A 26,942-nucleotide genomic window follows, 5' to 3' on the forward strand; every position below is an offset into this window, starting at 1 on the left:
GTATATAAACTCATGAAAATATACAAACAACTATAATAAATTTGTAAAAACGTGATTTGATAGAATTATTTTTCACAGATATAATGAACTTATTCAAGCGAAGGGAAGTGAAATAAATGAAAGAAGATTTTAATATAGTAATCAAATATATAAAAAGTTTTAAATCAAGATCAATAGCAATAATGCTTAGTATAATTTTAGGGACATCACTTATTGTGGGGGTAGGTACTTTATCAAGGAGTGCACAACAAGCAGATGTGAATAGAACTAAAAGGGAAATGGGAACTTATCATGTTTACTATAAAGATATAGATAAGAATCAGTTGAAAATAGTTAAAGAGGGAAAGGATATAAAGAATATTGGCATAACTTCTTACTATGCATCTACTGATGTGAATGAAAAGTTACCAATTAATATACTTTATGCCGATAACAATTATTTAAATGATGAATCGGCAATTATAGAAGGTAGATTACCAAAAGGAAAAAATGAAGTAGTCTTAGAAGCATGTATACTAAATAGTATGGGATTGAAGCCTGAAGTTGGACAGGAATTAACTTTTAAACTTTATAACCAAGATAAAACTGAGACTTTTAAAGTTGTGGGAATTCTAAAGGATAGATATAAAGATAAAGTTGTTGGAAGATGCGAAATGTTTTTACATCTTGATGAGAATAAGGTTAGTCAATTTACTGCCAATGTGGAGTTTGATGAAGGAAGTCCCATCAGTAGTGATATAGAATCTATTGCAAATACAGCAAACATAGATTTGAAAGAGCAGGTTGGAGTAAATAAATCTCTGGTACAAGCAGTAGAAGATAACGGTGGAATAGATATGGCTAGTAAAAGTACAGCTATTGCAATGAGTATATTTGCAGGTCTTGTAATTTATAGTATTTACTCCATATCTGTATACCAAAGGATTAGGGATTATGGAATGCTAAGGGCTGTAGGTGCAACTAATTTTAGAGTATTTAGACTTATGGTTTATGAGTTATTAATTATTGCGATAGTATCATTGCCAATTGGAATGCTTCTTGGTATGGGTGGGGCCCAGTTATTCAATAAGTTTGGTGGAAATATAACTGTTGAAGGTAAGTTAGAATCAACACCTTTTGTTATACCAACAGAAGTGATTTTATTATCCGTATCATGTACTTTAGTGGTCATATTAATTATTAGTATATTTACTTATTTTAAAATAAAAAGAATTTCTCCTATTGAAGCTATAAAAGGTAATTTTGGGGCAGAGAGTAAGGTTAAGAAAAGTAATTTTATAATAGCTAAAATAAGTAATCATATATCATCAACAAAAGCAATTTCCATGAAGAATATATTTAGAAATAAAAAAGCTTTTATTTTAATAATGCTATCAATGAGCATAGGTGGCGTATTAGTAATCAGAAACAATTACTCTTATACAATATCTGATACTATGTATGAACAGCAAGCAAAGGGAATGTATTTAAATGGTGATTTTATCATGCAAGTAAACTCTGCCAATGATGAAAGAGTTGGTTTAAGTGATGAAGATATAAAGGAAATTAGAAATACTGAGGGAATAAATGAAGTAAAAACAGCTAGAATTTTACAAAGTAGATTAGTTTTACCTAAAAAAGACCTATTAGAGAAGGATTTTAATAAACAACTCGATTCAGAAGTATATGTAAGAGATGTATTAAATGGAAGTTTAATAGATGACAAAAAAAATGACGCTTATTTAATGAAACAAAAGTTAAAAGGATATAATGATGAGATGTTAAAATCTCTAAAGGATTATTTAGTAAGTGGAAAAATTGATATAGAAAAGATGAAAAAAGAAAATTTAGCAGTAGTATATATGCCTTATATATATGATGATAACGGTATGAAAAGCAAGGTCTTAGGAGGAAATACGGGGACACCTCTTGCTAACATAAAAGTGGGAGATACGGTTACAGTTAAATATCCTAAAGGTAAAATAGAAGATACTCAGAAGTATTGGCAAGGAAAAGATAATTATGACTATGAAGATCATACTTTTAGAGTAGGAGCTATAGTTAATTATCCTTATGCAGATGATAATATGTATACTGGTGATGATGGAATAGATGTTATAGTAAGTGATCAGTATTTAAATAGAATAATGGGTAACAGTAATTATGATGTTGTATATGCAAATATGGACAACAATGCGAATCATAATATGATAAATGAAAAACTAGGTGAAATTGGAAGTAAGGTGCCTGGAACAATAACTACAGATATGACTGAAGATAAAGCCATGAATGAGCGAAGTCTTAAGCAAAAAAAGCTTTTGGATTTTGGTGTAGTAGCAATTATGTTTGCCATAAGTGTATTTAATATAATTAACAATGTAAGTTATAACTTAACTTCGAGAACTAGTGAGTTTGGTATGCTTAGAGCTATAGGAATAAGTGACAAAGATTTCAGAAAAATGATAACTTCTGAAGGATTATTTTACGGAGTGATTTCCAGTGCAATAGTAGTAGTAGCTTCTTTATTAATGCAAATAAGAATGTATAAAACATTTGGATTTGAAACTTATGGTATGGAGTTTGAAGTAAATTATATGATTTATATATTGATTGTTTTAGTAAATATTGCAGTTGGATTGTTAGCAACTTATTTACCCGCTAGAAAAATAAAAGAAAGTAGCATAGTGGAAGCTATAAATATTATAGAATAGAGGAATTGTTATGGTGATATTAGAAACTATTAATTTAGGTAAAATATATGGAAAAAAACAAACAAAAGTAAATGCTTTAAATGATGTTAATTTAAAAATAAATAAAGGTGAATTTGTGGCAATAGTAGGACCAAGTGGAAGTGGAAAAAGTACTTTTTTACATCTAATAGGAGGACTTGAGCGACCAAGTAACGGAACTATAAAAGTTGATGGAAAAGATATATGTTGTTTATCTGATAAAGAGTTAGCTAAATATAGAAGACAGAAAGTTGGTTTTGTATTTCAACAGTATAACTTAATACCAGTTCTTAATGTAAAAGAAAATATAGAATTGCCATTAAAATTAGACAATGTAAAAATAGATAAAAATTATATAGAAGATCTTATGAAATTGCTTGGAATTGAAGGAAGAAAGGGTCATCTACCAAACCAGCTATCAGGTGGTCAACAGCAACGTGTTGCCATAGCTAGGGCACTTGCTGCTAAACCAAGCATAATACTAGCAGATGAACCTACGGGAAACTTAGATAGCAAGACTACGGAAGAAGTTATGGATTTGATGAAAAAATCCATAAAAAAATATAATCAAACCTTAATTATGATAACTCATAATAATGAAATAGCAAAAAAAGCAGATAGAGTTTTATTAATAATAGATGGAAAATTAAAAGATTTAAATCAAGAGGAAAGATAAATTTAATAGTTTTTTTAGAGTTATGAATAATAATTTATAACTCTTTTTTTATGATAGTATGAAAATATAATATTTATAATAAAAATTTAAAAAAATGATAGAAATTGATATAGATTATCGTATTAGTTATTGTAAAAGCTTTTACATATATAAGGAGGAGACAAATTTGCAAGATGAATTAATGATTAAGTATATAAAAAAGAAAAAAGAAAATGGCATGGAGCTTTTGATAGATAATTATAGAGGAATCATAACTGCTGTAGTAAGAAGGCACCTAGGTGTGTTAATAAACTATGAAGAGGAATGCGTAGACGATATATTGTTATCTATTTGGGATAATATAACAAAATTTGATGATAGCAAAAATAGCTTTAAAAATTGGATATGTGCAGTATCTAAATATAAAGCAATAGACTACAAGAAAAAGTATTTATCAAAAGTTGAATATATGGATATTAGCGAAGAGATTTACTATATAGACCAAGAATTATTGAAATCTGAAATAGAAGAAGAAGTGAATGATATATTAAGTCATTTAAATGAAAATGATAGAAAATTATTTAAACAGCATTATTTGAATGGGGAAACTTTAGAAGAAATTGCTGTAAAAAATAATACAAAAATATCAAATTTATATAACCGGTTATCAAGAGGGCGAAAAAAAATAAGAAAAAGTATGATGAGATAAGGGAGGAAAATAATGAAGGATAAGTTTGAAATATTAAATGATGTAAAAATAGACATTGATGAATATAAAGAGATTAAATTTGATGATAATGATGAGATAAAAAGTAGAATGAAATCAAAGATAAAATGTAGAAAATTAAATTATAAAAAAACAATAGTAGCAGCATCTTTAGTAGCTATATTAGGTTGTGGGGTAGTATCAAATGAGACTGTGTGGGCAAATGTGGAAAAAATGTGGTACACAATGCAAAGAATATTAGATTTCAAAAATGAAGAAGTTACAAATTATAAATATGAAATAAATAAGAGTGTAGAAAGTAAAGATATAAAAGTAACATATAAGAATTTGATGATTGATGATGGAAATTTAATAGTTGAAATGGATATAGATGATAGCAAGTTTAATCCACTTGAAGACTTTACACAAAAGCAACAAAAAGAGTGGTATGTAGATAAATGGGGGAATAGAGAAACATTTGTTAGTTTGGGAAATATAGAGGCTTATGTAGATAAAGAAAAACTTCCTATGGTACATGCAGGACAAGCTGATTACGAGAATAAAAAAAGAGATTCAAAAGGAGTAACTAGTGTTGTTTCTATTATTCCTTTAAATGAAATAGAAGAAGATTTTAATATTATAAAAGTAGGAAAAGACAAATTTCCATATACAATAGATAAAGATAAAACATATAATATAACATTGAATGCAAAGAAAATACATTTATCAGCCGAGATGGAAGAAGGAGAAAAAGTAAGTTATGGTGGTGCAATAAGAAGTAATTGGAGTGTAGATATACCTATAAAAGGTGAAGATTTAATAAAAGCTACAGTTAAATATGAGGAGTATAAAATAGATAAAAATATAAAGTTCGATATAGAAGGAATAGAAAAAGAGCTTCATATTGGCAGTCTTTATGTATCACCGATTTATATAAAGCTTAAATTTACTACTGATATAGATGGTTATACTGTGGGAGAGAATCAACATCTTAAAATTAAATTAGAGAATGAAAATGGAAAAGAGTATCAAAATGATTCTCAGACTCCTAAGTTTAATGATGAAAAACAAAGCTGTGAAGTAGAAGTAGAATATAAAAATATTTTTAAAAATAGTAAAAAATTAAAAATTACACCTATAATCACAGAATTTAACAGTAACAAAGTAATAGAGGAAGAATCAATAATAATTAATTTAAAGTAAGTATATATTTAATATAAAATAAATTCATATAGGAGTCTAATACTTTTATTCAGTTTAGCCTCCTATTTTTATGCTTATTAGATATAAATAATGATTATTTTATTTGTTGAGAATTTTATTACAAATTTATAACGAAAATGGATATTTACTAAGATTTTATAACAAAGAATGCACAATACCTTTAAATACAGTTTTTTCATTAAAATTTAAGATATATTTAAGTCAGAGAGAGATTAAAAGAGGGAGGAATCAATTTTTATTAATGAAAATTGAAAAGTAAATATGATTTTTAGTAGCTTAGTATTTTTATTTGCATTTTTACCAATAGTACTTATATTTTATTATTTATGTAATAATAAGTTGAAAAACCTAGTATTATTACTTGCTAGTTTATTTTTTTATGCCTGGGGAGAACCCAAATACGTTTTTTTAATGTTAGGATCCATAGGATTTAATTATATATTTGGACTTAAAGTAGCCTCGGATAAAGTTAAGAAAAAGAAGTTATGGATTATAATAGCTGTGGTTTTTAATATTTCATTATTAGGTATTTTTAAATATAGTAATTTTTTTATAGATAATATTAACAGTTTATTTAATATGAATCTAAACATACCTACAATAGCATTGCCTCTTGGGATTTCATTTTTTACCTTCCAAACCATGAGTTATGTAATTGACGTATATAGACATGATGGAAAAGTTCAAAACAATATTTTTGATTTGGCACTTTATATAAGTTTATTTCCACAGCTTGTGGCAGGACCTATTGTCAGATACGAAACAGTTGATAATCAAATAAGCAATAGAAAACATTCAATGGACAAATTTGCTGATGGTGTTAACAGATTTATAATTGGTCTTGGAAAAAAGGTTATATATTCAAATCAGTTAGGTTTAATTGCAGACAGTGTGTTTGCAGCTCAAGTTTCAGAATTATCAACATTGGAAGCCTGGTTAGGAATAATATGTTATACACTTCAAATATATTTTGATTTTAGTGGATATAGTGATATGGCCATAGGGTTAGGTAAAATGTTTGGATTTGACTTTCTTGAAAACTTTAACTATCCATACATCTCTCAAAGTGTATCGGAATTTTGGAGAAGATGGCATATATCGTTAGGAAGTTGGTTTAGAGATTATGTTTATATTCCTTTAGGTGGTAATAGAGTTTCTCCTATTAAGCAATATAGAAACTTATTTATAGTATGGTCCTTAACAGGAATATGGCATGGTGCTAACTGGACTTTCATGGCATGGGGATTATATTATGGCATATTAATTGCTTTAGAAAAAGCATTTTTAGATAAATTATTGAAAAAATTACCACAAATATTTAGGCATATATATTTAGTGTTGATAGTAATGATTGGATGGGTATTTTTCAGAGCGGAAAATATAACACAGGCAATTGATTTTATAAGAGTTTTAGGTGGAATTGGGGCTAATGGAATATATAATAATTCATTTATTAGTTATATAAATGAATCTGGATTTATTGTGATTTTAGCTATAATTTTTTCAGTACCTGTACTTCCAAAGGTCAAATCAATGTTAGAGTTGAATCATAAAAAACTAGTTGAAAGTAGGTTTATGTATTTTACACATTCAGCGTGTCTAATGTCAATAATGTTTATTATTGTTGTGATATTAGTAAATTCAACATATAACCCATTTTTATATTTTAGATTTTAGGAGAGAGAATCATTATGAACAATAAAAAAGCAAAATATATAGTTATTCCATTTGTTACTGTAATCATGACTATGTTTCTTATTCATATAGTAAGTGAAGATAAAGAGTCTAGTGCATCTGAAAATAGAACATTAACTCAGATACCCACTATAAAGGATATAAAAAAAGAAGACTTTACAAGTAAATTTGAAAATTATTTTTCAGATCAATTTCCTTTTAGAGAAGAACTATCAGAAATATATTCTAAATTACAATTAATGCTTGGAAAAAATAAAATAAAAAATTATTATGTATTAGAAAATAACTGGATTATGCCAACGCCAGCAAAGAAAATATCAGATAAAGCGTTAAAAGATACAGCAAATGAAATAAATGAATTATCTAAAATAGCAATAAATTCAAATAAGAAAGTGTATTATGCTTCTACTCCGCATAAAGAAAGTATGTTGTCGCATTTATATCCTAAATATACAGACGGATTAGAAAATGCTACTATTAATAAAAATAAATTTAAAGATTATTTAGATTTAGATAATATAAACTTTATAGATATAGATGAAGATTTTTTAATTAGATTTAATGAAAATCAAAGAGAAAAATTATACTTCAAAACGGATCATCACTGGAATGGAATAGGCGGATTTGAAGGTTTTAAAACTATTGTTAAACAAATGAATGAAGTGAAAAATGTAAACTGGGATGATTATAAGCAGATAAACTTTGACAGAGGGTATTTTTTAGGAAGTTACAATATGAATTTAAATAAAATAATTGAAGAAGATGAAACGATACCTTACGTTCGTTTAAAAAACAGAGGAAACTACGAGTATTATAAATATGATGGAAAAAAAGAAACTAAAGGAAAAGAAGAAGACTTTGTAGCTATCCGTAGAAATGAAAAAGAAATATTATACGGAGGTGCATATATGCTTGGTAATGCGTGTAATATTTTAAAAATCAGAAATGAAGATTCCTTAACAGATAAGAAAATTCTTATATTAAGAGACTCTTATCAAGCACCTACATCATGGCTATTTGCTGATGTGTTTTCTGAAGTTCAACTAGTAGATCCTAGATATACAGACAAGCTAGGTTTATCTATGGATGATATTATAAGAGATAGTGATGCTGATATAGTAATGTTTATGTATAATTCAACGGATTTCAAATCTATGATAGATGTAATAAAAGACCAAAGAAATAAGCTTTAAAGTATACTATTCGTCAATAATTAGAAAACTCTAAGAAAGTTGCAAAAGAAGCATTAAAAGCAGAAAATATACGACTATACAATATGAACCTGCTATTTATATAAAACTAAGATTTTTATAATTTAACCCTCATAAAGAAGGAAAAATTTAATTCCTAGTTATGAGGGTTAAATATTATTGTTTAGTGAATGCTACAAAACCACAGTCTGTAGGATGATCTATAAAAAGACCATCTTTGTATTTTAATAATAATAGGCAAATAGTAGTATCCCCGCCTGCACATAAAATATTTATTAAACTTATAATTAATATTAAGGAATTTCCTGTAAAAAAAGAAATAATAAATACTAAAATTCCTAATATAAGAAGTGGCATAATTCCACCAGTAAGATAAGAGTTAAAGTCTAAAGGCTCTTTACAATGGCAATAAGGAGTAAAAGATTTCCACATAACTCCGAACACAATACTTTTAAATCCTCCCTTACAAAAGAAGCTCCAAGCAACTCCGTGTAAAATTTCATGAATAACAACAGAAGCAATTATAGAAAATGAATATAATAAAAGAGTGTTTGGTGTAAACTCAAAGAAAATACTATCCCATTTATTTATATAAATAATAAAACAAATAAGAGCTATAGGACCAGCAGTAAGTAGTGAATAAATATTAGCTTGCTGAACAGTAATTATACCTAGATTTTCTTTATATCCTTTGTTTATCATTTCCTCCCTAATTGATTCAAATCTTTTTATTTCTTCTTGTTTTTTCAAATCTTTTTCATTAATAGTATCAGACATAACAAACCCCTTAAAAAATACTTTTCACTGAAATTATAGCATATCTAATACAATTCCTACTTGAATTTTTAACTAAATAAATTGGGAAAATAGAATAAAAGGAGGGTGAAAGATGTTTATTCTTTAAAGGATTATATTTTTAAAAAGAGAGTTGAATAATTTCAACTCTCCTAAATTAATTGTATTCTATTTTCTATCCATTTGCTTATTTCTGTAACTATATCGTCTTTGATTAATTCGTCTAAAAGTTTGTGATACAAACCATTTAAAATTCTAATTTCTTTATCTTTAGAAATTATATTATTAAATAAAAACCTACTATCTTCACAATCAGTTATTGCATCCATAGATCCGTGGAATATTAAACAAGGATATTTAAATTTATATAAATATTCAAGAATGTGCGAACAACTTTTTTTGAGAGCATGATAAAGACCTACAGTTACTTGTTTCAGAACTAATTCATCCTCATCATAAGATTGAATAAAATCGTAATCATGACTCAAGTTATGAATACTTCCCACAGAAACAAAGTCAAAATCACTATCATATTCATTGGAATTGCAATTTGTATAATTACCATAATCACAAACTAGAGGACTGCAAAATATCATACCATTTACTAAGTTATCATATTGTCCTCCTAGAATACTCATTATATGTCCTCCCATGCCTTGACCTAAAATAAATAAAGGAAGACTGGGATTTTCTTCTTTAATTAAATCAATAACAATTTTTAAATCTTTTGCAAATGTATGAACATCATCTACATATCCTCTTTTACCGTCTGAATCACCGTGTCCTCTGTGGTCATATCTATATATATTAAAATTATTTGCAACAAATTTGCTAGTGATATAATCGTATCTTCTATAGTGCTCTGCTAATCCATGCAGGATCAAGATAGTAGCTTTAGGACTATTTACTAATTCTTTTGCACATTTTAAATAAGTATTATCAAATGATTTAACCCAAAAATCTACTGTTGTAACACTCATATATTTCACTCCCCAAGTTTTATAATAAATCCTAAAAAAGCATAGGACTAACAATATATTACTATTCTATAAAGGGCAATGAATACCCTTTTTTTTTTATTATGATTTATTTTTTATTCTTTAAAATATTGTTTATGTTAGAAAAAAGTGGTACAGTTAAAATATAAATACGAATAATTATAAGGTTATTTGGGAGGTATGTTCGTTTGAGGGAAATTGATTCAAAAATAATAACTAAAGAGGTTAAGAAGCTTTGTATTGAGGGAAATATATTTCTTGGAGATGATGTAATAAAATCTTTTGAGAAAAATTTAGAAAAAGAAGAAAGTGAATTAGGAAAAGATATATTAAGAATATTGATAGAAAATGCTCAAATAGCTAAAGAAAGTCATACACCTTTATGCCAAGATACAGGAATGGCAGTGTTCTTTGTGGAGGTTGGTCAGGAAGTTATGATAAAGGGCCATACTTTAACAGAAGCTATTAATAAAGGTGTAAGTGAAGGATATACAGAGGGATATCTTAGAAAATCTGTAGTAAGCCCCATTACTAGAATAAATACAAAGGATAATACTCCTGCCATAATTCACTATGAAATGGTGAAGGGGAATAAAATCAAAATTCAATATGCACCAAAAGGCTTTGGAAGTGAAAATATGAGTCAGCTAAAAATGTTAAAGCCTTCTGATGGAATTGATGGTGTGAAAAAATTTATAGTGAAGGCTGTAAGTGAAGCAGGACCTAATCCATGTCCTCCAATAGTTGTGGGAGTAGGTATTGGTGGAACAGTAGATAAATGTGCCCAAATTGCTAAGAAAGCTCTATTTAGAAATATTGGTCAGCATAATGAAGATGATACAATAGCGGATTTAGAAAGAGAAATGATTGAAAAAATCAATGATTTAGGAATAGGACCTCAAGGTCTTGGAGGAAATACCACAGCACTTTCAGTGAATATTGAAACTTTCCCAACACATATAGCAGGACTTCCTGTTGTGGTTAATATAAATTGTCATGCTGCTAGACATAAGCAAGTGATTATATAGGAGGGGAATATGATAGAGATAAAAGCACCTTTTAAAAATGAAGATATAGAAAAGTTAGTTTGCGGAGATATAGTAAAACTTAGCGGTGTAATTTATACGGGTAGAGACGCAGCTCATAAAAGAATGATAAATGCAATAAATAACAGAGAAGAATTACCTTTTGATGTGAATGGAGCAGGAATTTATTATGTAGGCCCATCACCTAGAAAAGAGGGTCAAATAATTGGTTCAGCAGGACCAACAACAAGTTATAGAATGGATGACTTAACAGTACCTTTATTAGATAGGGGACTAAAAGTTATGATAGGTAAAGGGAAAAGAAGTGAAGAAGTAATAAACTCTATGATAAAAAATAAAGCTGTATATTTGGCGGCCATTGGAGGCGCTGGAGCATATATTTCTAATGCTATTAAAAAATGTGAAATAATAGCTTATGATGACTTAGGACCAGAGGCAGTAAGAAGACTAGAAGTAAAAGATTTACAATTAATTGTAGCCATAGATTGTTATGGTAACAATATATATGAAAAAGGAAGAGCAATGTTTGCAAAAACATCGGAATAAATCAGAACTAATAAAGGAGAACTAGAATGGGAAACAAAAATTTTGCACAGTTAGCATTAGAAATGCATGAAAATCATGGAGGAAAGGTAAGCATACAAAGTAAAGTAGAAGTAAAATGCAAAGATGATTTATCTATTGCATATACTCCAGGTGTTGCAGAACCTTGTTTAAAAATAAAAGAAAATCCAGAAGAGGTTTATAAATATACTTGTAAAAGTAATATGGTGGCAGTAGTTAGTGATGGAACAGCAGTTTTAGGACTTGGTAATATAGGTGCTGCTGCTTCAATTCCTGTTATGGAAGGTAAATCAATATTATTTAAAGAATTTGGAGAAGTAGATGCTTTTCCTATTTGTATAAATACTATGGATATTGATGATATTGTAAAAACTGTTAAATTACTGGAACCAGTTTTTGGAGGAATTAATTTAGAAGATATAAACTCTCCTAGATGTATAGAAATAGAAAATAGATTAAAAGAAGAATTAGATATTCCAGTGTTCCACGATGATCAACATGGTACAGCAATAATTGTTTCTGCTGGAATTTTAAATGCAGCAAAATTAGCAGGAAAGAAAATAGAAGATTTAGAAATTGTTATAAATGGAGCAGGTTCTGCAGGAATGGCAATTGCTAAAATGTTAATTAATTTAAATGTAAAAAATGTAGTTTTATGTGATATAAATGGTGCGATTCATGAAAATTCTAAAGATATTAATTGGGCACAAAAAGAAATGCTAAAAGTAACTAATAAAAACAATGAAGTAGGAACTTTGGTAGATATTATTAAAAATAAGGATGTATTTATAGGTGTTTCTGCACCAAAAATGGTTACAAAAGAAATGGTAGCAACTATGTCAGATAAAGCAATAGTATTTGCTATGGCAAATCCAACTCCAGAAATATTCCCAGACGAAGCTAAAGCAGGTGGAGCATTTATAGTAGGTACTGGTCGTTCAGATTTCCCTAATCAAGTTAACAATGTTCTTGCTTTCCCCGGAATTTTTAGAGGAGCTTTAGATGTTAGAGCAAGAGAAATAAATGAAGAAATGAAAGTTGCAGCAGCTTATGCCATAGCAAATGTAGTTAGTGAAGATGAATTGACTCCAGATTACGTACTTCCAGACGCTTTCAATAAAAATGTAGTAAAGAATGTGGCAAAAGCAGTAAGAGAAGCTGCTATAAAAACTGGTGTGGCAAGGATAGAAAAATAAATTAATATAAAAATAAAAATATTTTGATTTGAAAAAAATAAATTTAAGTACTACAATTAAAATAAATTCAAAAGTTTTACCTAGGGGTGCCCTAAAAGGCTGAGAGATGGAAACATTAACCCTTATACCTGATCTGGATAATACCAGCGTAGGAAAGAGTAGAGTGTTATATAATGAAATATGTGAACTTTTACATATGATATGTGATTACTACAAGCTTTACCTACGGGTAAGGCTTTTTTATATTGAAGGAAATTATATGTTATCTGCTCTGTGGATAACATATAATTTCCAACTTTGTGACTTGAACAACGAGCGAAGCCGTTGGCGATATGAGCGAAGCGAATTTTTTATTGAAATAAAAAGTGAGGAGGTGTAACGATGAAGATAAATGGAAAGGTAGTAGAATTCCAAAATAATAAAACTGTATTAGATTTATTAAATGATTACGACTTAAACAAAGATAGGGTTGTAGTAGAGATAAATTTAGAAATATTAGAAAATGAGCAGTATGAAACTTATATATTAAAGGAACATGATGCAATAGAAATTATTAGCTTTATTGGTGGTGGTTGATTTGAAAATATTTGTTAATGAAATAGAAAAAGAAGTTGAAGATAATATAAGTGTTTTTAAAGCTAAGAATATTTTCAATAAATGCAGTGATGTTGTAGTCTTGAATGGTTTTCCTATTAAAGAAGATGAAATATTAAAAGAAAATGATAGAGTAACTTTAATAGAAAAAGGGAAGAAACCATCTATGAATGAACTAGAAAACCTTATGATTGCAAGGCATACACCGAAAGTGCATGAAAAGTTAAAAGAAGGAAAGATAGCTATTTTAGGTCTAGGAGGACTTGGATCGAATATAGCCATTTCGTTGGCTAGAATAGGTGTAGGTAAGTTAATTCTAGTTGATTATGATGTTGTAGAGCCTTCCAATCTAAATAGACAGCAATATTTTATTGATGATATTGGAAAGTACAAAACAGAGGCCATGAAAGAACATTTAGATAAAATTAATCCTTTCATAGATGTTGAAATACATAATGCTTATATTACTAGAGAAAATATTAATTTTTTACATGAAGTAGATATAATACTTGAAGCTTTTGATGATCCAAATTGTAAAGCTGAAATAAGTAATTTTGTTTTACTTCATATGAGAGATAAATATTTAATAGCATCTTCTGGTATGGCAGGATATTACGATTCAAATATTATTATAACTAAGAAAATAAGAGATAAGTTTTATATATGTGGTGATTTTGTACATGAAGCAAAAGAAGGTGAGGGGTTAATGGCGCCTCGTGTGGCTATTTGTGCAAATCACATGGCAAATTTGGCAAGTAAAATACTTATAGATTATATCTAGGGGGATAAATTAATGGATAAATTAATATTAGGTGGGCACGAATTCAATAGCAGACTTTTAATTGGGACAGGAAAATACGGATCTAATGAAATACTTCCAAAAGTAATAGAAGAAAGTGGTAGTGAAATAATAACTATGGCACTAAGAAGAGTTGATTTAGACAACAGCAATGAAAATATTCTTACATATATACCAAAAGAGATGACAATTCTTCCAAACACATCAGGTGCAACAACGGCTGAAGAAGCAGTAAGAATAGCAAGAATATCTCGTAGAATGGGATGTGGAGATTTTATAAAAATAGAGGTAATATCAGATACTAGATATTTATTACCTGACAATGAAGAAACAATAAAAGCTACTAAAATCTTAGCAGATGAAGGATTTGTAGTACTTCCATATATGAGCCCTGATTTATATGCAGGAAGAAGATTAATAGAGGTAGGAGCAGCAGCAGTTATGCCACTTGGCGCACCAATTGGTTCTAATAGAGGGCTTAAAATGAAAGAAATGATAAAAATAATGATAGAAGAATTGGATATTCCTATTATTGTTGATGCAGGAATAGGTAAGCCTTCTCAAGCTATGGAAGCTATGGAAATGGGAGCGGCAGCAGTTTTAGTAAATACAGCAATATCATCAGCAGGTGACCCTGTAGCTATGGGAAAAGCTTTTAAAATGGCAGTAGAAGGTGGACGTGCAGCATTTCTTGCAAAAACTGGAGCTGTATCAGAATTTGCGAATGCATCATCTCCTCTTACTGGTTTTTTAGGGAACTTATAGGAGGGATATAAAATGAGTTTTTATGAGGTAATTGAAAAATATAGATATTTTGACTTTGATAGATATTTTGAGAAGGTAAGCGATAGAGATGTACTTAGAAGCTTATCAAAGGATAAGTTAAATCACGAAGATATACTTAATTTACTTTCGCCAATAGCAAGAAAACATTTAGAATCTATGGCCCAAAAAGCTAGTAAATTAGCATTACAATACTGTGGAAAAACTGCTACTTTATATACTCCTATTTATATTGCAAATTATTGTGAAAATCACTGTGTTTACTGTGGTTATAATTGTCATAGTGGAATAAAAAGAAAAAAATTATCTTTAGAAGAAGTAGAAAAAGAAGGGGAAGCAGTTTCGGCTAAGGGCTTTAAACATATTATTGTTTTAACTGGAGAAAGTGAAACAATGTCGAGTATTGAATATATAGGTGATGCAGTGGAGATTTTATCAAAAAAATTTCCATCAATAGCAATAGAAGTTTATCCTATGGATGTGGAAGGATATACCCACTTAGTTTATAAGGGTGCAGATTCACTAACTATATATCAAGAAACTTATGATGAGGAAGTTTATAAAAAAGTACATATAAAAGGACCTAAGGCCGATTATAGATTCAGGCTAGATGCACCAGAAAGAGGAGCTATCGCAGGAATGAGATCTTTATCAATAGGTGCATTACTTGGTCTTAGTGACTTTAGAAGAGATGCGTTTTTCTCAATTCTACATGGGGAGTATTTGAAAACAAAATATCCTCATATAGAACTAGCATACTCTGCTCCAAGAATCAGACCCTTTAAAGGAAGTTTTAGTGATATAGTAGAGGTTGACGATGCTACAGAGTTTCAAATTTTAACTGTTATGAGGTTATTTGATCCTCATGCAGCATTAAATGTTTCAAGTAGAGAAACTTTAGATATGAGAAAACATTTAATGCCTCTTGGAGTTACAAAACTAAGTGCAGCAGTATCAACAGATGTGGGAGGTCACTCTCAGGGAGAAGAAAATACAGCTCAATTTAAAACAAATGATGATAACAGTATTGAAGAAGTTGCTAATATGCTGAAGTCTATTGGATACCAATATGTATTTAAAGATTGGGTGAGATTTTAATGTACTTGATAACTAATAGACATTTATGTGATGAAAATCATTATTTGAAAGTTATTGATGAGGCTATAAATAGTGGCATAAAGAATATTATCTTACGAGAAAAAGATATGAGTGATGATGAGTTAACTGATTTATATTGGAAGGTTGTAAATAAAACAAATTATTCCGATGATAAGTTTAATTTAATTATTAATAGTAATTTAAATTTATACAAAAAACTTAATTTTAGTGGTATTCATCTACCTTTTGAAAATTTTTTAAAATTAATAAAAGAAGGATTTATTTTTGAGGAAAATAAAATTTTAGGCTTATCTTTGCATAGCGTAAGTGAAATTAGTGATTTAGAAAGAATAATTAAAAATAATCATTTAAATGTAGACTATATAACATTGTCACATATATACGAAACTAAGTGTAAGAAAGACTTAAAACCTAAAGGAATAAATATTTTAAAAGATGCTAAGAAAATCACTAATATTAAAATTGTAGCATTAGGAGGCATATTACCTTGTAATGTTAAAGAAGTTCTAAACTATGCAGATGATTTTGCGATTATGAGTACTTTATTTACATGTGGAAATGTTGAATTGAAAATAAAGGAATATATAAAAGAGATAAGTGTTACAACATATAGATGAAATTTATAAATGACTATAAAGTATTGATTATTTCTATATTAATTTACCTAAATAAGACAAATTTGTTATAATGAGATGAATTGAGAAGCTCAATTATTAAAATATCTTATAATAAGGAATGTAGCTGGAGGGATAATCATGAAAATGAACAAAAGATTTAAAGTTTTATCAATAGGAATGTTATTAGTTGTAACATTAAGTTCTGCAATAGGATGTTCTTCAAAGGGAAGTGGAGAGTCGTATAATGAAATAGACTCAGCAAAAACAATAGAACTAGTAAATGAAACTAAAGAAACATTAGTAATAGATGTTAGAGGTGCTGATGCATACGCAAAGGGACATTTAGCTAATGCGATAAACATACCTTTTGATGAATTTGAGGGGAAAATAAGTGATTTAGAAGGGTATAAAGATCAAACTATAGTATTAATATGTAATACGGGGAATAAAAGTGGTAAAGCAGGAAAAATGTTAGTAGATAAAGGATTTACTAAAGTTTACAATGCAGAAGATGGAATGGAAGAATATGATTATGATACAGTTACATATACAAATGTAACTGGAAGTGAATTTGAAAAATTAGCAGCAGAAAAAACAGATGCAGTTGTTTTAGATCTTAGAGATGCTAAAGATTTTGAAAAAAGCTCAGTAGAAAATGCAGTAAATATACCAATGGATGAATTTGAAGCAAAAGCTAGTGAGAAATTAAAAGATAAAAATCAAGAGATATTATTATACTGTAATACTGGAAATAGAACTTCTGAAGCATCACAAATTTTAGAGAAAAATGGATATACTAATGTTGTTAATTCAATAGATGGTGTAAAAGAATATGAATTTAAATTAAAATAAGTTAAAAAGAAATGTCGCGCTATAAATTAGTGTGACATTTTTTATATATAAGGAAATTATACTGCTTTCAAATTTATGAGAACATCGTGAAATTAAGTAATATCCACAAATGTTGAGATGTAAAAAGTCGATTTTTGACCAACGGAGTTGCCTGAAGTGGCAACAAAATGATTCTCCAACAGGTTGCTTAAAGGTATCTCATTTGAGTAAATAATTTATCCGAAGTGATAACGATAATATATCGTTGACGATATATTTCTCAATTTTGGCCACATGAGCGAAGCGAATTTTTTATTAAGAAATTAAATTAATATGAAGTTTAAAAAGATATAATAGAATAAAAATATTCGAAAATTAACAATTTTTTGATTCATAGATATTTGAAAATTTATATTGAAAATAAGTATAAAAAATAATACTCTTATAATATAGCTAATTATATAATTTAATTTTAATATTTTTTAAACTATATAATAAAGCAAACTAATATTTTAATGTAAAGGGTGGATATAAACATGACTGAAACAATAAATGCTGTAGACAGAATATTAGATATAATAATGTTTTTATATAGCAAGAGGAAAGAAATGGGGATAACTGAAATAAGCAAAGAATTGGGTCTGTCTAAAAGTACTATACATAGGAATTTAGCTACATTAGAAAATAGAGGATTTGTAACCCAAAATCCAGAAACAGGGAAGTACTGGCTAGGATTAAAGTTTTACTCTATTGGAATGGCAGTAGGACAAAAAATTTCGATAAAGGAAATTACTAAACCTTTTGTTGAAGAGTTAAATAAAGAATTTAATGAAGTTGTATCAGTAAGCGTTTTATCAGATCACAGTCAGAATTCCCTGAACTGTATAGTTGTTTATAAAAACTGTGGCAAAACTAGGTTACAGACAGTTAATACTTATGAAGGTAGTATAATGGATATACATTGTTCTGCAGCAGGAAAATGCTTGTTAGCTTTTAATAATGAACTGATAAATGAAGAAAAATTTAATGATCTAAATGTTAAAAAATATACAAATAAAACTATAATTAGTTGGGAAGAATTAGAATATGAGTTGAAAAAGATTAAAGAAAATGGATATTCAATTGATGATGAAGAATATGAAGTTGGACTTATTTGTATAGCAGCTCCAATACTTAATAGCGAAGGTGAGGCAATAGCAACTATAAGTTTATCAGGTCCTGTTTATCGTGTGAAAACAGATGATTTTGATTATAGAGTAAAAAGAGTTATAGAAACAGCAAAATTAATATCAGAAAATATAAAATAATAGATAATTAAAAGAACTTTAAATTTGTTAAAAAATTAGGGTTCTTTTTTTTGTGCAAAAAAATTTTACGAATTTTTGAATTATGGTTGCTATTTAAAATATATGCTGATACTATGTAAGTATAAAAATGGAAAGATATTCCTGATAACGGAACAACTAAAAATAATTTTAAAAAAATAAATATATAAATTATCTAAAATAATACAATTATTTTTTTAAAATGTAAAAAAGCGGAACACTGTTTTGGAAATAGGAATTATCACCATAAATTTACTTAATGAAATATGACAAGCAAGAAATAAAAAACTTGAAGGGGGATAAAAATGGAGAAACTTAAAATTAACATTTCAAGATGTAAAGGTTGTCACATTTGTGTAAGTGTATGCAAAAAGGGAGCTATAAGTATTGCAAAAGAAATGAGTGCAAAGGGTTATCATACTATTGAAGTTGATGAAGAAAAATGTGTTCAATGTGGAGCTTGTTATAAGATGTGTCCAGACTATGTGTTTGAAATATTATAAAAAAAGGGGGAAATACAATGGCAAAAGTTTTAATGAAAGGTAATGAAGCCTTCGCAGAAGCTGCCATGAGGGCAGGTTGTAGATTTTTTAGTGGTTACCCAATAACTCCTCAGACGGAAATTTTAGAGTATATGTCTTGGAGAATGAAAGAGTTTGGTGGAGAATTTGTCCAAACAGAGTCTGAAGTAGCTGGTATAAATATGGTTTTTGGAGCAGCAGCAACAGGTGCAAGAGCTCTTACTACTTCATCTGGGCCAGGATTTTCTTTAAAACAAGAAGGAATATCTTATCTTTGTGGAAGTGATTTACCAGCAGTAATAGCAAATGTTATGAGAATAGGATCAGCTTTAGGGAATGTATTTCAAGGTCAAGGTGATTATTGGCAAATGACTAGAGGTGGAGGTCATGGAGATTATAGAACTATAGTATTAGCGCCTGCTAGTGTTCAAGAAAACGCTGACATGGCTTATGAAGCATTTGATTTAGCTGAAAAATATACACATCCAGTTATCGTGGCTTCAGATGCGGCAATAGGTCAAATGGTTGAAGCAGTAGAATTACCGGAATACAAGGAACATGATATAGATAAATACGATTGGGTTATAAGAGGTAGAAAACCAGGAGAAAAGAAAAGAGTACTTGAAAATACATATTATGCTATGGGAGCAGATAATTATAAAGAATATTTGCTAGATAAATATAGAACTATAGAAGAAACTGAACAAAGATGGGAAAGTGTTCAAACTGAAGATGCAGAGTTAGTTTTAGTTGCTTATGGAATAAGCTCTAGAGTTAGTAAGGAAGCAGTAAAAATGGCTAGGGGTGAAGGTATAAAACTAGGTCTTATAAGACCAAAAACATTATGGCCATTCCCTAAAAAAGCATTTGATGCTTTAGGTGAAGATGTAGTTGGATTTTTAAGTGTAGAAATGAGTATACTTGGTCAAATGGTAGATGATATAAAATTAGCTACTTTAAATAAGTACCCAGTTGAATGCTATAACGAGTTTGCTAATGTACCTGATTCTGAAATAATTGTTCAAAAAGCAAAAGAAATGTTATCTAAGTATGAAGGGGGAGTTAAATATGAGTTATAAGATACCGAATGCAATAACTTCTAATGAAAGTGGTTGGTGTCCAGGTTGTGGTCATGGTATAGTGGCTAGACTAATTGCTGAAGTGGCGGAAGAGTTAGAAGTTGAAGATAGAGTTGTCATGGTAAGAGATGTGGCATGTGGTGCTATGGTTAGTGGAGTTGTTGAATTTAATAATATTGGTGGAGCACATGGTAGACCTATTATTACAGCATGTGGTGCAAAAAGGGCTAGAAAAGACTCCATTGTAATAGCTCATCCTGGAGATGGTTCAGCTTACTCTATAGGGATAGAGAGTACTATACATGCAGCTTTAAGAAATGAAAATATATTAGCTTTGATAGTTAATAATAGTGTATTTGGAATGACAGGAGGACAAATGTCACCAGCCACATTAATTGGTCAAAAAACAACTTCTTCTCCAAAAGGAAGAGATAAGGATTACAACGGTTCACCATTTGATGTGGTAAAAACATTAAAAGAATATGATATAGCTTATTTAGCTAGAGGGTCTGTAGATAGTCCAGGAGAAGTTACAAAAGCAAAAAAATACATAAAAAAGGCTATAGAAAAACAAATGAGGGGAGAAGGATTCTGTTTAGTAGAAATACTAAGTCCTTGTCCAACTAACTGGAATAAAACTCCTGTGGATAGTTTGAAAATGATAAAAGATCAACAAAAAGTATTTTATCCTGTAGGTGAATACATTGATAAAGGAGGGAATTTATAATGGCTGAAATTATATGTGCTGGTTTTGGGGGGCAAGGTGTTCTTGTAGCCGGTATGATTATAACTTATGCAGGAATGGATGAAGGTAAAAATGTAACATGGTTTCCATCTTATGGGGCTGAAATGAGAGGTGGAACAGCAAATTGTACTGTAAAAATAAATAAGGATGAGATTGCCAGCCCTTATTCTAAAAAATTGGATATTCTAATTGCGTTAAATGAAGTATCTATTAATAAATTTGAAAATCAATTAAAACCAGGAGGTACTTTAGTAGTAAATAGTTCTTTAGTATCTGAAAATAGAGATTATAGAGATGATATAAATGTTGTTAAAGTAGATGCAACAAATATTGCAAATGAACTTGACAATCCACGAGGAATGAATATTGTGGCACTTGGGGCAATGGCTAAGTCTACTGGATTGTTTGATACTGAGTATTTAAAAAAGTCAATTGATAAATTCTTTGCAGATAAAGGAAAAGTTAATCCTAAAAATGCCCTTTGTTTTGATAGAGGAGTTAGCTGTGTATAGTTGGAGGTAAATAAAATATGGATATATTTAAATTATTGAGACCTAAAAAAGTTGCAGTTATAGGAGCTAGTGAAAAGTCTGGATTTGGAGGAGATACTTGTAGAAATATAATAAAGTATCAATCTAATATAGATAATGTTTATTTTGTAAATCCAAAACAAGAAAGTATAATGGGGAAGAAATGTTACAAAAGTATAAGTGAAATAGATGATGAAATAGATCTTGCAGTTATTTGTACTTCTCAAAAAACAGTAGTACCTCTACTAAAAGAAGCTAAAACTAAGGGAGTTGGAGGAGCTGTTGTTTATGCGAGTGGATATTCAGAAGTTGGAGATGAAGAAGGCAAAGAGCAAGAACGAAATCTTATAGAAGCAGCTAAAGAGTTAGATATAGCTGTAATGGGACCTAACTGTGGAGGATATATAAATTTTATAGATAGCACATTTAGTTTTGCATTTGTTGGAGATTATGCAAACAAAAAAGGTAAAATAGGATTTATATCTCAAAGCGGTCAGTTTTGTATAGATATGCTGAAAAACCCAGAAATGAAGTATTCTTATGCTATATCTGCTGGAAATAGTAGAATAGTTCAAATGGAAGATTATATGAATTTTTTACTTGAGGATGAGGATACAAAAGTAATAGCAATGTACCTAGAAGGAGTAAAAAATCCTATTAAATTTGAAGAATGCCTAAGAAAAGCTGCTCAGATAAAAAAACCAATTGTAATTTTAAAGGCAGGAAGAAGTCCTAAGGGGCAAGAAACAGCTGCTTCTCATACGGGAAGTATGGCAGGTAGTGATAAAACGTACGATGCAATATTTGAAAAATTTGGTGTAATAAGAGTTGACGATATGCAAGACTTAAGAAGTACTTCGGCAATACTTGCTACTCTTAAGACACTACCTAAAAATAATAAATTTGGGGCTATGTGTGTTTCAGGTGGAGAAACAGCAGTATCAGCAGATACAGGTTATATGTATGGAATAGAGTTTCCAAATTTCTCTCATGAAACTCTAGAAAAATTATCAAAACTATTACCACCATATGCAACACCAAGAAATCCATTGGATATGACATCTACATTAGCTTATAACACTGATAGATTTGCTGATGGAATTACGGCAGTTATGAGTGATGAAAATGTAGATATGTGTTTAATTGGATTTACAATATCAGAAAATGTTACAGTATCGAATGAAATTATGTTTGAAGGAATAAAAAAAGCATCAGAGAGAATGGATAAGCCAATTGCTTTAATGAGTTTTATGGAGACATCAAGAAATAAAGAATTTGTAGAAAGATTTATTAATATAGGCATACCAGTATTACCAACGACAAAATATGGATTCAGCGCATTAAAACATTTAGTTGAATTTGTAGAATACACATCAGAGGATAAAGATCTTGAGCTTGCAATACCAGATATGACAAATAAAAAAGAAACAATAGCATTAAGTGAATATGCTAGTAAAAAAATGCTTTCTGATTACGGAGTTAATGTAGATTTAGGAATGATAGTTACAAGTAAAGAACAAGCGATATGTGAAGCAAATAAAATTGGCTATCCACTTGTAATGAAAATTGAATCGGCGGATATACTTCATAAATCAGATGTTGGAGGCGTTAAGCTGAATATTAGAAATGAAAAAGAAGTTAAAAATGCTTATGAGGAAATAATGAGTAGTGTATCAGAAAAAGCACCTAAAGCTAAAATAAATGGAATACTAATGCAAAAAATGCTTAACAAAGGTACTGAGATGATAGTTGGATTAAACAATGATCCACAATTTGGACCTATGATTCTAGTTGGCATGGGTGGTGTATTTGTAGAAGTGTTTAAGGATGTATCCTTATATCCAGTACCATTAAACAAAAAGGAAGCAGAACATATGATAAAATCTCTGAAATCTTTTAAATTATTAAATGGTTATAGAGGTGGAGATGTGGCTGATATAGATGCATTAACAGAAATGATAGTAAGCATTTCTGACTTTGCATACAAAAATAAAGATAATATTAAAGAGTTAGATATAAACCCACTTTTTGTATATCCTGAGGGAGAAGGCGTTGGAATAGCTGATGCTCTTATAGTTTTAAATCAATAAACTTAATTAAATGAGTTTAGAAATAAATGAATAAATCTATAAAATTTTGGGTTAGTGAATAACATGGAGGGATGTTATGGATAAAAAAGAAAAAAACATTGTTAAGCGTAAACCAACGCCTGCTGAATCGATTATAGGAGTATTATTCTTATTAGTAATAATAGTTGTAGGCAGTGTTATTATGAAATTGTCTGTAGAGCTAATGTTTGTTTTAGGTACTTTATTTGTTGGATTCATAGGTAAGAGATGCGGGTTTACATATAAAGAAATTAAAAAAGGTATGTTGGACTCTGTAGCCGATAATGCGGAAATACTTGTAATAATGTTAGGTATAGGTTTCTTAATAGGAAGTTGGATTTATTCAGGCACAGTTCCTTGTATGATAGGATGGCTTGCTAATTTAATAAGTGTAAAGTATGTATTAGTTTTATCCTTCTTATTCTGTGCAATAATAGCTGCTATAATAGGAACTTCTAGTGCAACTATGGGTACTATAGGAGTTATAATGCTTGGCGTTGCAACAATACAAGGTGTATCTCCTGGAATAGCTGCAGCTGCAGTTATATGTGGATCTTTCTTAGGACAAATAACATCAGTAGTATCGGATATGGTTAACTGGAATTCAAGTATAACAGGTAACACTACTCAATCAACAGTTATGCTTTGTTTACCAGCAGAAGCTATAGGAGTTATAGTATCACTAGTATTTTTCTTTATAGTAGGTTTAAGATTAGATTCAGCTGCAACTCCAGAGTCTGTAAATCAAATAAAATTATTAGTAGATACAGTTTTTATAAGTTATAAATCATCAATTATAGTTTTATTACCTGTAATAATATTATTCTTTATGGTAATAAAAAAATGTGATGTTATACCAACTTTATTTGTATCAGGTATAGCTGCATTGTTAGTAGGAATGTTATATCAAGGTTTTTCTATAAATGATGCATTTTCAGTAGCTTATGGTGGATTTAATCCAGAAATGCTTAATTTAGCAGAAGGAACTGAGTTAATGCCAGAGTTCCAAAACCTTATTACTAGAGGTGGGATGATGTCTATGGCAGATTTCTTAATATCAATTCCATTGATGATGGCTTATGTAGGAACTTTATCAACAATAGGTGCGGCTCAAGTTATATCAGAGACTTTCTTAAAGGATGTAAAAAGACCAGGAAATGCAATTGCAGTAAATACTATTTCATCATTATTTCTATGTGCAGCTACAGGTAGTGTAATGGCACCTGGAATGTTAGGATCTAGAATGTTTACTAGTGTATATGAAAAAGCAGGAATAAGTCGTAGAAATATGGTAACAGCATTTCAGTTTTCTTGTACTAATGGGGTACTTTTATTCCCTTGGTGTGCAGTAACAATGTATGCTCAAAGTATAGTGGGTATAGAAGCTATACAATGGATACCATATTTAACTTTGGTGTATGTTCCAATAATAGTTAATATTATATTTGGCTATTTAGGAATAGGTATAATTAAGCTTAAAGATGATAAAATTGCAGAACCAGTTTCAATATGAAAATAGGCCCAAATTCTACCCTTTATATAGATTATTCCCTGTAGGCTTGTATAAATCTGCAGGGAATGACAATTAAAGATTTCCATTACTTTTACTTAAATTGAGGTGAAGCTGGGGGATGGATAATAAGAGCATGGACAAGAGATACAAATTTTCGTTTAAATTTTCTTTATTTATATTATTAATCATATCGATGATTTTAACTTTAGGAATTTCATTTTCAGTACCAACATCAGTATTATTGCTTATAATTTTAATATTTCTTTTCGTAATATCATTGTTAAATAAAGTACCTTATAAAGATATTGAAGCAGCAATGATAAATGGTGTTAAGAGTGTTAACAACGCAATAATAATACTTTTATTAGTAGGAGTAATTATTGCTACGTGGATAAAAAGTGGTATAGTACCCATGATAATATACTATGGACTAGATACTCTAAATCCAGATATATTATTACCTATAACTTTTATACTTTGTGCCATAATGTCTATTTGCACTGGTAGTTCATGGGGAACATGTGGAACGATTGGTATTGCATTTGTAAGTATAGGAGAAAGCCTTGGCGTACCAACATATGTAATAGTTGGTGCAGTAATATCAGGAGCAACAGTAGGTGATAAAATTTCACCACTATCAGATACTACCATAGTAGCATCTAGCATAGCAGAAGTTGATATTTATAGACATATTAAATCAATGATGTATACTACAACACCCACGTTTTTAATTTGCTTAATAGCATACTTTTTTATAGGAAAATATTTTGGAGGAAGCAATTTTGATCCTCAAGCGACTATTGAAATAAAAGATGTATTATATTCACAGTTTAAATTTAGTCCATTATTATTATTACTTCCTATTTCTATATTTATAATGAGTATTAAAAAGACACCAGCAATATTGTCATTACTAATATCTGGAATACTGGGTGCTATAGCAGCTGTTGTTGTACAGGGGAATAAGATAATTGATGTTTTACAAGTTATGTATAAAGGTAACATATCATCAACAGGAATAGAGATAGTTGATGGAATGCTTACTAATGGTGGACTAGTTTCAATGTTTCCTACTGTATGCATAATTATATTTGCATTGGGTATTGGTGGTATTTTAAATGATTTAAAAATATTAAATCCCATAATCGAAAGATTAAAGAAAGTAGTAAAAACTGATGAAGGTTTAGTAGTACTTACCTTAATATGTGGAAGTATTACAGTAATAACATTATCATCATTATATGTATCAGCAATTTTAGTTGGTAAAATATTCAAAAATAATTATGATGAGAGAAATATAGATAGAAGTATTTTATCTCGTTCAATAGAAGAGTCAACAACAATCACTACACCTTTAATACCGTGGCATTCAAGTTATATATATTATACTCAGTTATTTAATTTAACTAATATGCAGTTTGTTCCTTTCACCATATTTTGTTGGTTAAACTTAGTAATTAGTATAGTGCTGACTAAGTTAGGTGTGTTTACACCATTATTTAGAGGTGAAAAGCTATTTAAATTAAAAATAAAAGAAGAACATAGTAATTGTTAATAATTATATTTTAATTAGGAGGAGT

At 29.3% G+C, this 26,942-nt stretch carries 25 protein-coding genes and 1 riboswitch; of the genes, 23 read left to right on the forward strand and 2 right to left on the reverse strand.

Annotated features, from left to right (window positions below; all coding sequences use genetic code 11):
• Positions 1–116 precede the first annotated feature (116 nt).
• The 6 genes from QX51_RS17625 to QX51_RS17650 all read left to right on the forward strand — a co-directional run bounded on the left by QX51_RS17625 (position 117) and on the right by QX51_RS17650 (position 8,181).
• Positions 117–2,690 (forward strand): ABC transporter permease, encoded by a 2,574-nt coding sequence (locus tag QX51_RS17625; protein ID WP_039681216.1) that lies wholly within the window; start codon positions 117–119, stop codon positions 2,688–2,690.
• A 10-nt stretch (positions 2,691–2,700) separates the two neighbouring features.
• Complete coding sequence (locus QX51_RS17630) at positions 2,701–3,384, forward strand: ABC transporter ATP-binding protein (RefSeq protein ID WP_039681217.1); 684 nt, start codon at positions 2,701–2,703, stop codon at positions 3,382–3,384.
• A 166-nt stretch (positions 3,385–3,550) separates the two neighbouring features.
• On the forward strand, positions 3,551–4,072 hold the full coding sequence (locus QX51_RS17635; protein WP_052233150.1) for a sigma-70 family RNA polymerase sigma factor: 522 nt from the start codon (positions 3,551–3,553) through the stop codon (positions 4,070–4,072).
• 12 nt (positions 4,073–4,084) lie between these two features.
• Positions 4,085–5,272 (forward strand): DUF4179 domain-containing protein, encoded by a 1,188-nt coding sequence (locus QX51_RS17640; RefSeq protein ID WP_039681218.1) that lies wholly within the window; start codon positions 4,085–4,087, stop codon positions 5,270–5,272.
• A 282-nt stretch (positions 5,273–5,554) separates the two neighbouring features.
• Entirely contained in the window at positions 5,555–6,970 is a 1,416-nt protein-coding gene (locus QX51_RS17645) for an MBOAT family O-acyltransferase (RefSeq protein WP_039681219.1), read from the forward strand.
• Positions 6,971–6,984: 14 nt separating this feature from the next.
• Positions 6,985–8,181: an alginate O-acetyltransferase AlgX-related protein gene (locus QX51_RS17650; RefSeq protein WP_039681220.1), complete on the forward strand. Its 1,197-nt coding sequence runs from the start codon at positions 6,985–6,987 to the stop codon at positions 8,179–8,181.
• A gap of 174 nt (positions 8,182–8,355) precedes the next feature.
• Here QX51_RS17650 and QX51_RS17655 read toward each other — a convergent pair whose 3' ends face one another.
• Both QX51_RS17655 and QX51_RS17660 read right to left on the reverse strand, forming a co-directional pair.
• Positions 8,356–8,976, reverse strand: a complete 621-nt coding sequence (locus QX51_RS17655) for a DUF3267 domain-containing protein (RefSeq protein ID WP_039681221.1) — start codon at positions 8,974–8,976, stop codon at positions 8,356–8,358.
• A 170-nt stretch (positions 8,977–9,146) separates the two neighbouring features.
• Positions 9,147–9,974 carry an alpha/beta hydrolase gene (locus QX51_RS17660; protein ID WP_039681222.1) on the reverse strand — a complete coding sequence of 276 codons (828 nt, stop codon included), beginning with the start codon at positions 9,972–9,974 and terminating at the stop codon, positions 9,147–9,149.
• A 206-nt stretch (positions 9,975–10,180) separates the two neighbouring features.
• Here QX51_RS17660 and QX51_RS17665 point away from each other — a divergent pair, with 206 nt between their 5' ends.
• The 17 genes from QX51_RS17665 (at position 10,181) to nhaC (ending at position 26,917) form a co-directional block, all read left to right on the forward strand.
• Positions 10,181–11,020 (forward strand): fumarate hydratase, encoded by an 840-nt coding sequence (locus tag QX51_RS17665; RefSeq protein ID WP_039681223.1) that lies wholly within the window; start codon positions 10,181–10,183, stop codon positions 11,018–11,020.
• Between the two features lie 9 nt (positions 11,021–11,029).
• Positions 11,030–11,584, forward strand: a complete 555-nt coding sequence (locus QX51_RS17670; RefSeq protein ID WP_039681224.1) for a Fe-S-containing hydro-lyase — start codon at positions 11,030–11,032, stop codon at positions 11,582–11,584.
• Positions 11,585–11,610: 26 nt separating this feature from the next.
• Positions 11,611–12,798, forward strand: coding sequence for an NAD(P)-dependent malic enzyme (locus QX51_RS17675; RefSeq protein WP_039681225.1), 1,188 nt, complete (start codon positions 11,611–11,613; stop codon positions 12,796–12,798).
• 72 nt (positions 12,799–12,870) lie between these two features.
• Positions 12,871–12,971: riboswitch (TPP riboswitch) on the forward strand.
• Positions 12,972–13,179: 208 nt separating this feature from the next.
• On the forward strand, positions 13,180–13,374 hold the full coding sequence (gene thiS / locus QX51_RS17680) for a sulfur carrier protein ThiS (RefSeq protein WP_039681226.1): 195 nt from the start codon (positions 13,180–13,182) through the stop codon (positions 13,372–13,374).
• The gene (gene thiF, locus QX51_RS17685; protein WP_334291557.1) at positions 13,367–14,173 is read left to right on the forward strand and encodes a sulfur carrier protein ThiS adenylyltransferase ThiF; all 807 of its coding nucleotides are present in this window, start codon (positions 13,367–13,369) and stop codon (positions 14,171–14,173) included. Before thiS ends, thiF begins: the two co-directional genes overlap by 8 nt.
• 12 nt (positions 14,174–14,185) lie before the next feature.
• A complete protein-coding gene (locus tag QX51_RS17690) occupies positions 14,186–14,956 on the forward strand; it encodes a thiazole synthase (RefSeq protein WP_039681228.1) in 771 nt (256 codons plus the stop codon).
• Between the two features lie 12 nt (positions 14,957–14,968).
• Complete coding sequence (gene thiH, locus QX51_RS17695) at positions 14,969–16,072, forward strand: 2-iminoacetate synthase ThiH (RefSeq protein ID WP_039681229.1); 1,104 nt, start codon at positions 14,969–14,971, stop codon at positions 16,070–16,072.
• Positions 16,072–16,710 (forward strand): thiamine phosphate synthase, encoded by a 639-nt coding sequence (locus QX51_RS17700; protein ID WP_039681230.1) that lies wholly within the window; start codon positions 16,072–16,074, stop codon positions 16,708–16,710. The genes thiH and QX51_RS17700 overlap by 1 nt, the downstream gene beginning before the upstream one ends.
• Before the next feature lie 138 nt (positions 16,711–16,848).
• Positions 16,849–17,562: a rhodanese-like domain-containing protein gene (locus QX51_RS17705; protein WP_039681231.1), complete on the forward strand. Its 714-nt coding sequence runs from the start codon at positions 16,849–16,851 to the stop codon at positions 17,560–17,562.
• Between the two features lie 515 nt (positions 17,563–18,077).
• Positions 18,078–18,848, forward strand: coding sequence for an IclR family transcriptional regulator (locus tag QX51_RS17710; protein ID WP_039681232.1), 771 nt, complete (start codon positions 18,078–18,080; stop codon positions 18,846–18,848).
• Positions 18,849–19,171: 323 nt separating this feature from the next.
• Positions 19,172–19,369 (forward strand): 4Fe-4S binding protein, encoded by a 198-nt coding sequence (locus tag QX51_RS17715; protein ID WP_039681233.1) that lies wholly within the window; start codon positions 19,172–19,174, stop codon positions 19,367–19,369.
• A gap of 17 nt (positions 19,370–19,386) precedes the next feature.
• The gene (vorB, locus tag QX51_RS17720; protein WP_039681234.1) at positions 19,387–20,466 is read left to right on the forward strand and encodes a 3-methyl-2-oxobutanoate dehydrogenase subunit VorB; all 1,080 of its coding nucleotides are present in this window, start codon (positions 19,387–19,389) and stop codon (positions 20,464–20,466) included.
• On the forward strand, positions 20,456–21,193 hold the full coding sequence (locus tag QX51_RS17725; protein ID WP_039681235.1) for a thiamine pyrophosphate-dependent enzyme: 738 nt from the start codon (positions 20,456–20,458) through the stop codon (positions 21,191–21,193). The genes vorB and QX51_RS17725 overlap by 11 nt, the downstream gene beginning before the upstream one ends.
• The gene (locus QX51_RS17730; protein WP_039681236.1) at positions 21,193–21,723 is read left to right on the forward strand and encodes a 2-oxoacid:ferredoxin oxidoreductase subunit gamma family protein; all 531 of its coding nucleotides are present in this window, start codon (positions 21,193–21,195) and stop codon (positions 21,721–21,723) included. The genes QX51_RS17725 and QX51_RS17730 overlap by 1 nt, the downstream gene beginning before the upstream one ends.
• 17 nt (positions 21,724–21,740) lie before the next feature.
• Complete coding sequence (locus QX51_RS17735) at positions 21,741–23,831, forward strand: acetate--CoA ligase family protein (protein ID WP_039681237.1); 2,091 nt, start codon at positions 21,741–21,743, stop codon at positions 23,829–23,831.
• Between the two features lie 76 nt (positions 23,832–23,907).
• Complete coding sequence (locus tag QX51_RS17740; RefSeq protein WP_039681238.1) at positions 23,908–25,362, forward strand: Na+/H+ antiporter NhaC family protein; 1,455 nt, start codon at positions 23,908–23,910, stop codon at positions 25,360–25,362.
• A 118-nt stretch (positions 25,363–25,480) separates the two neighbouring features.
• Positions 25,481–26,917, forward strand: coding sequence for a Na+/H+ antiporter NhaC (gene nhaC, locus QX51_RS17745; protein WP_074429689.1), 1,437 nt, complete (start codon positions 25,481–25,483; stop codon positions 26,915–26,917).
• The last annotated feature ends 25 nt before the right edge of the window (positions 26,918–26,942 follow it).

The organism is Terrisporobacter othiniensis (assembly GCF_000808015.1).
Lineage (GTDB): Bacteria > Bacillota > Clostridia > Peptostreptococcales > Peptostreptococcaceae > Terrisporobacter > Terrisporobacter muris.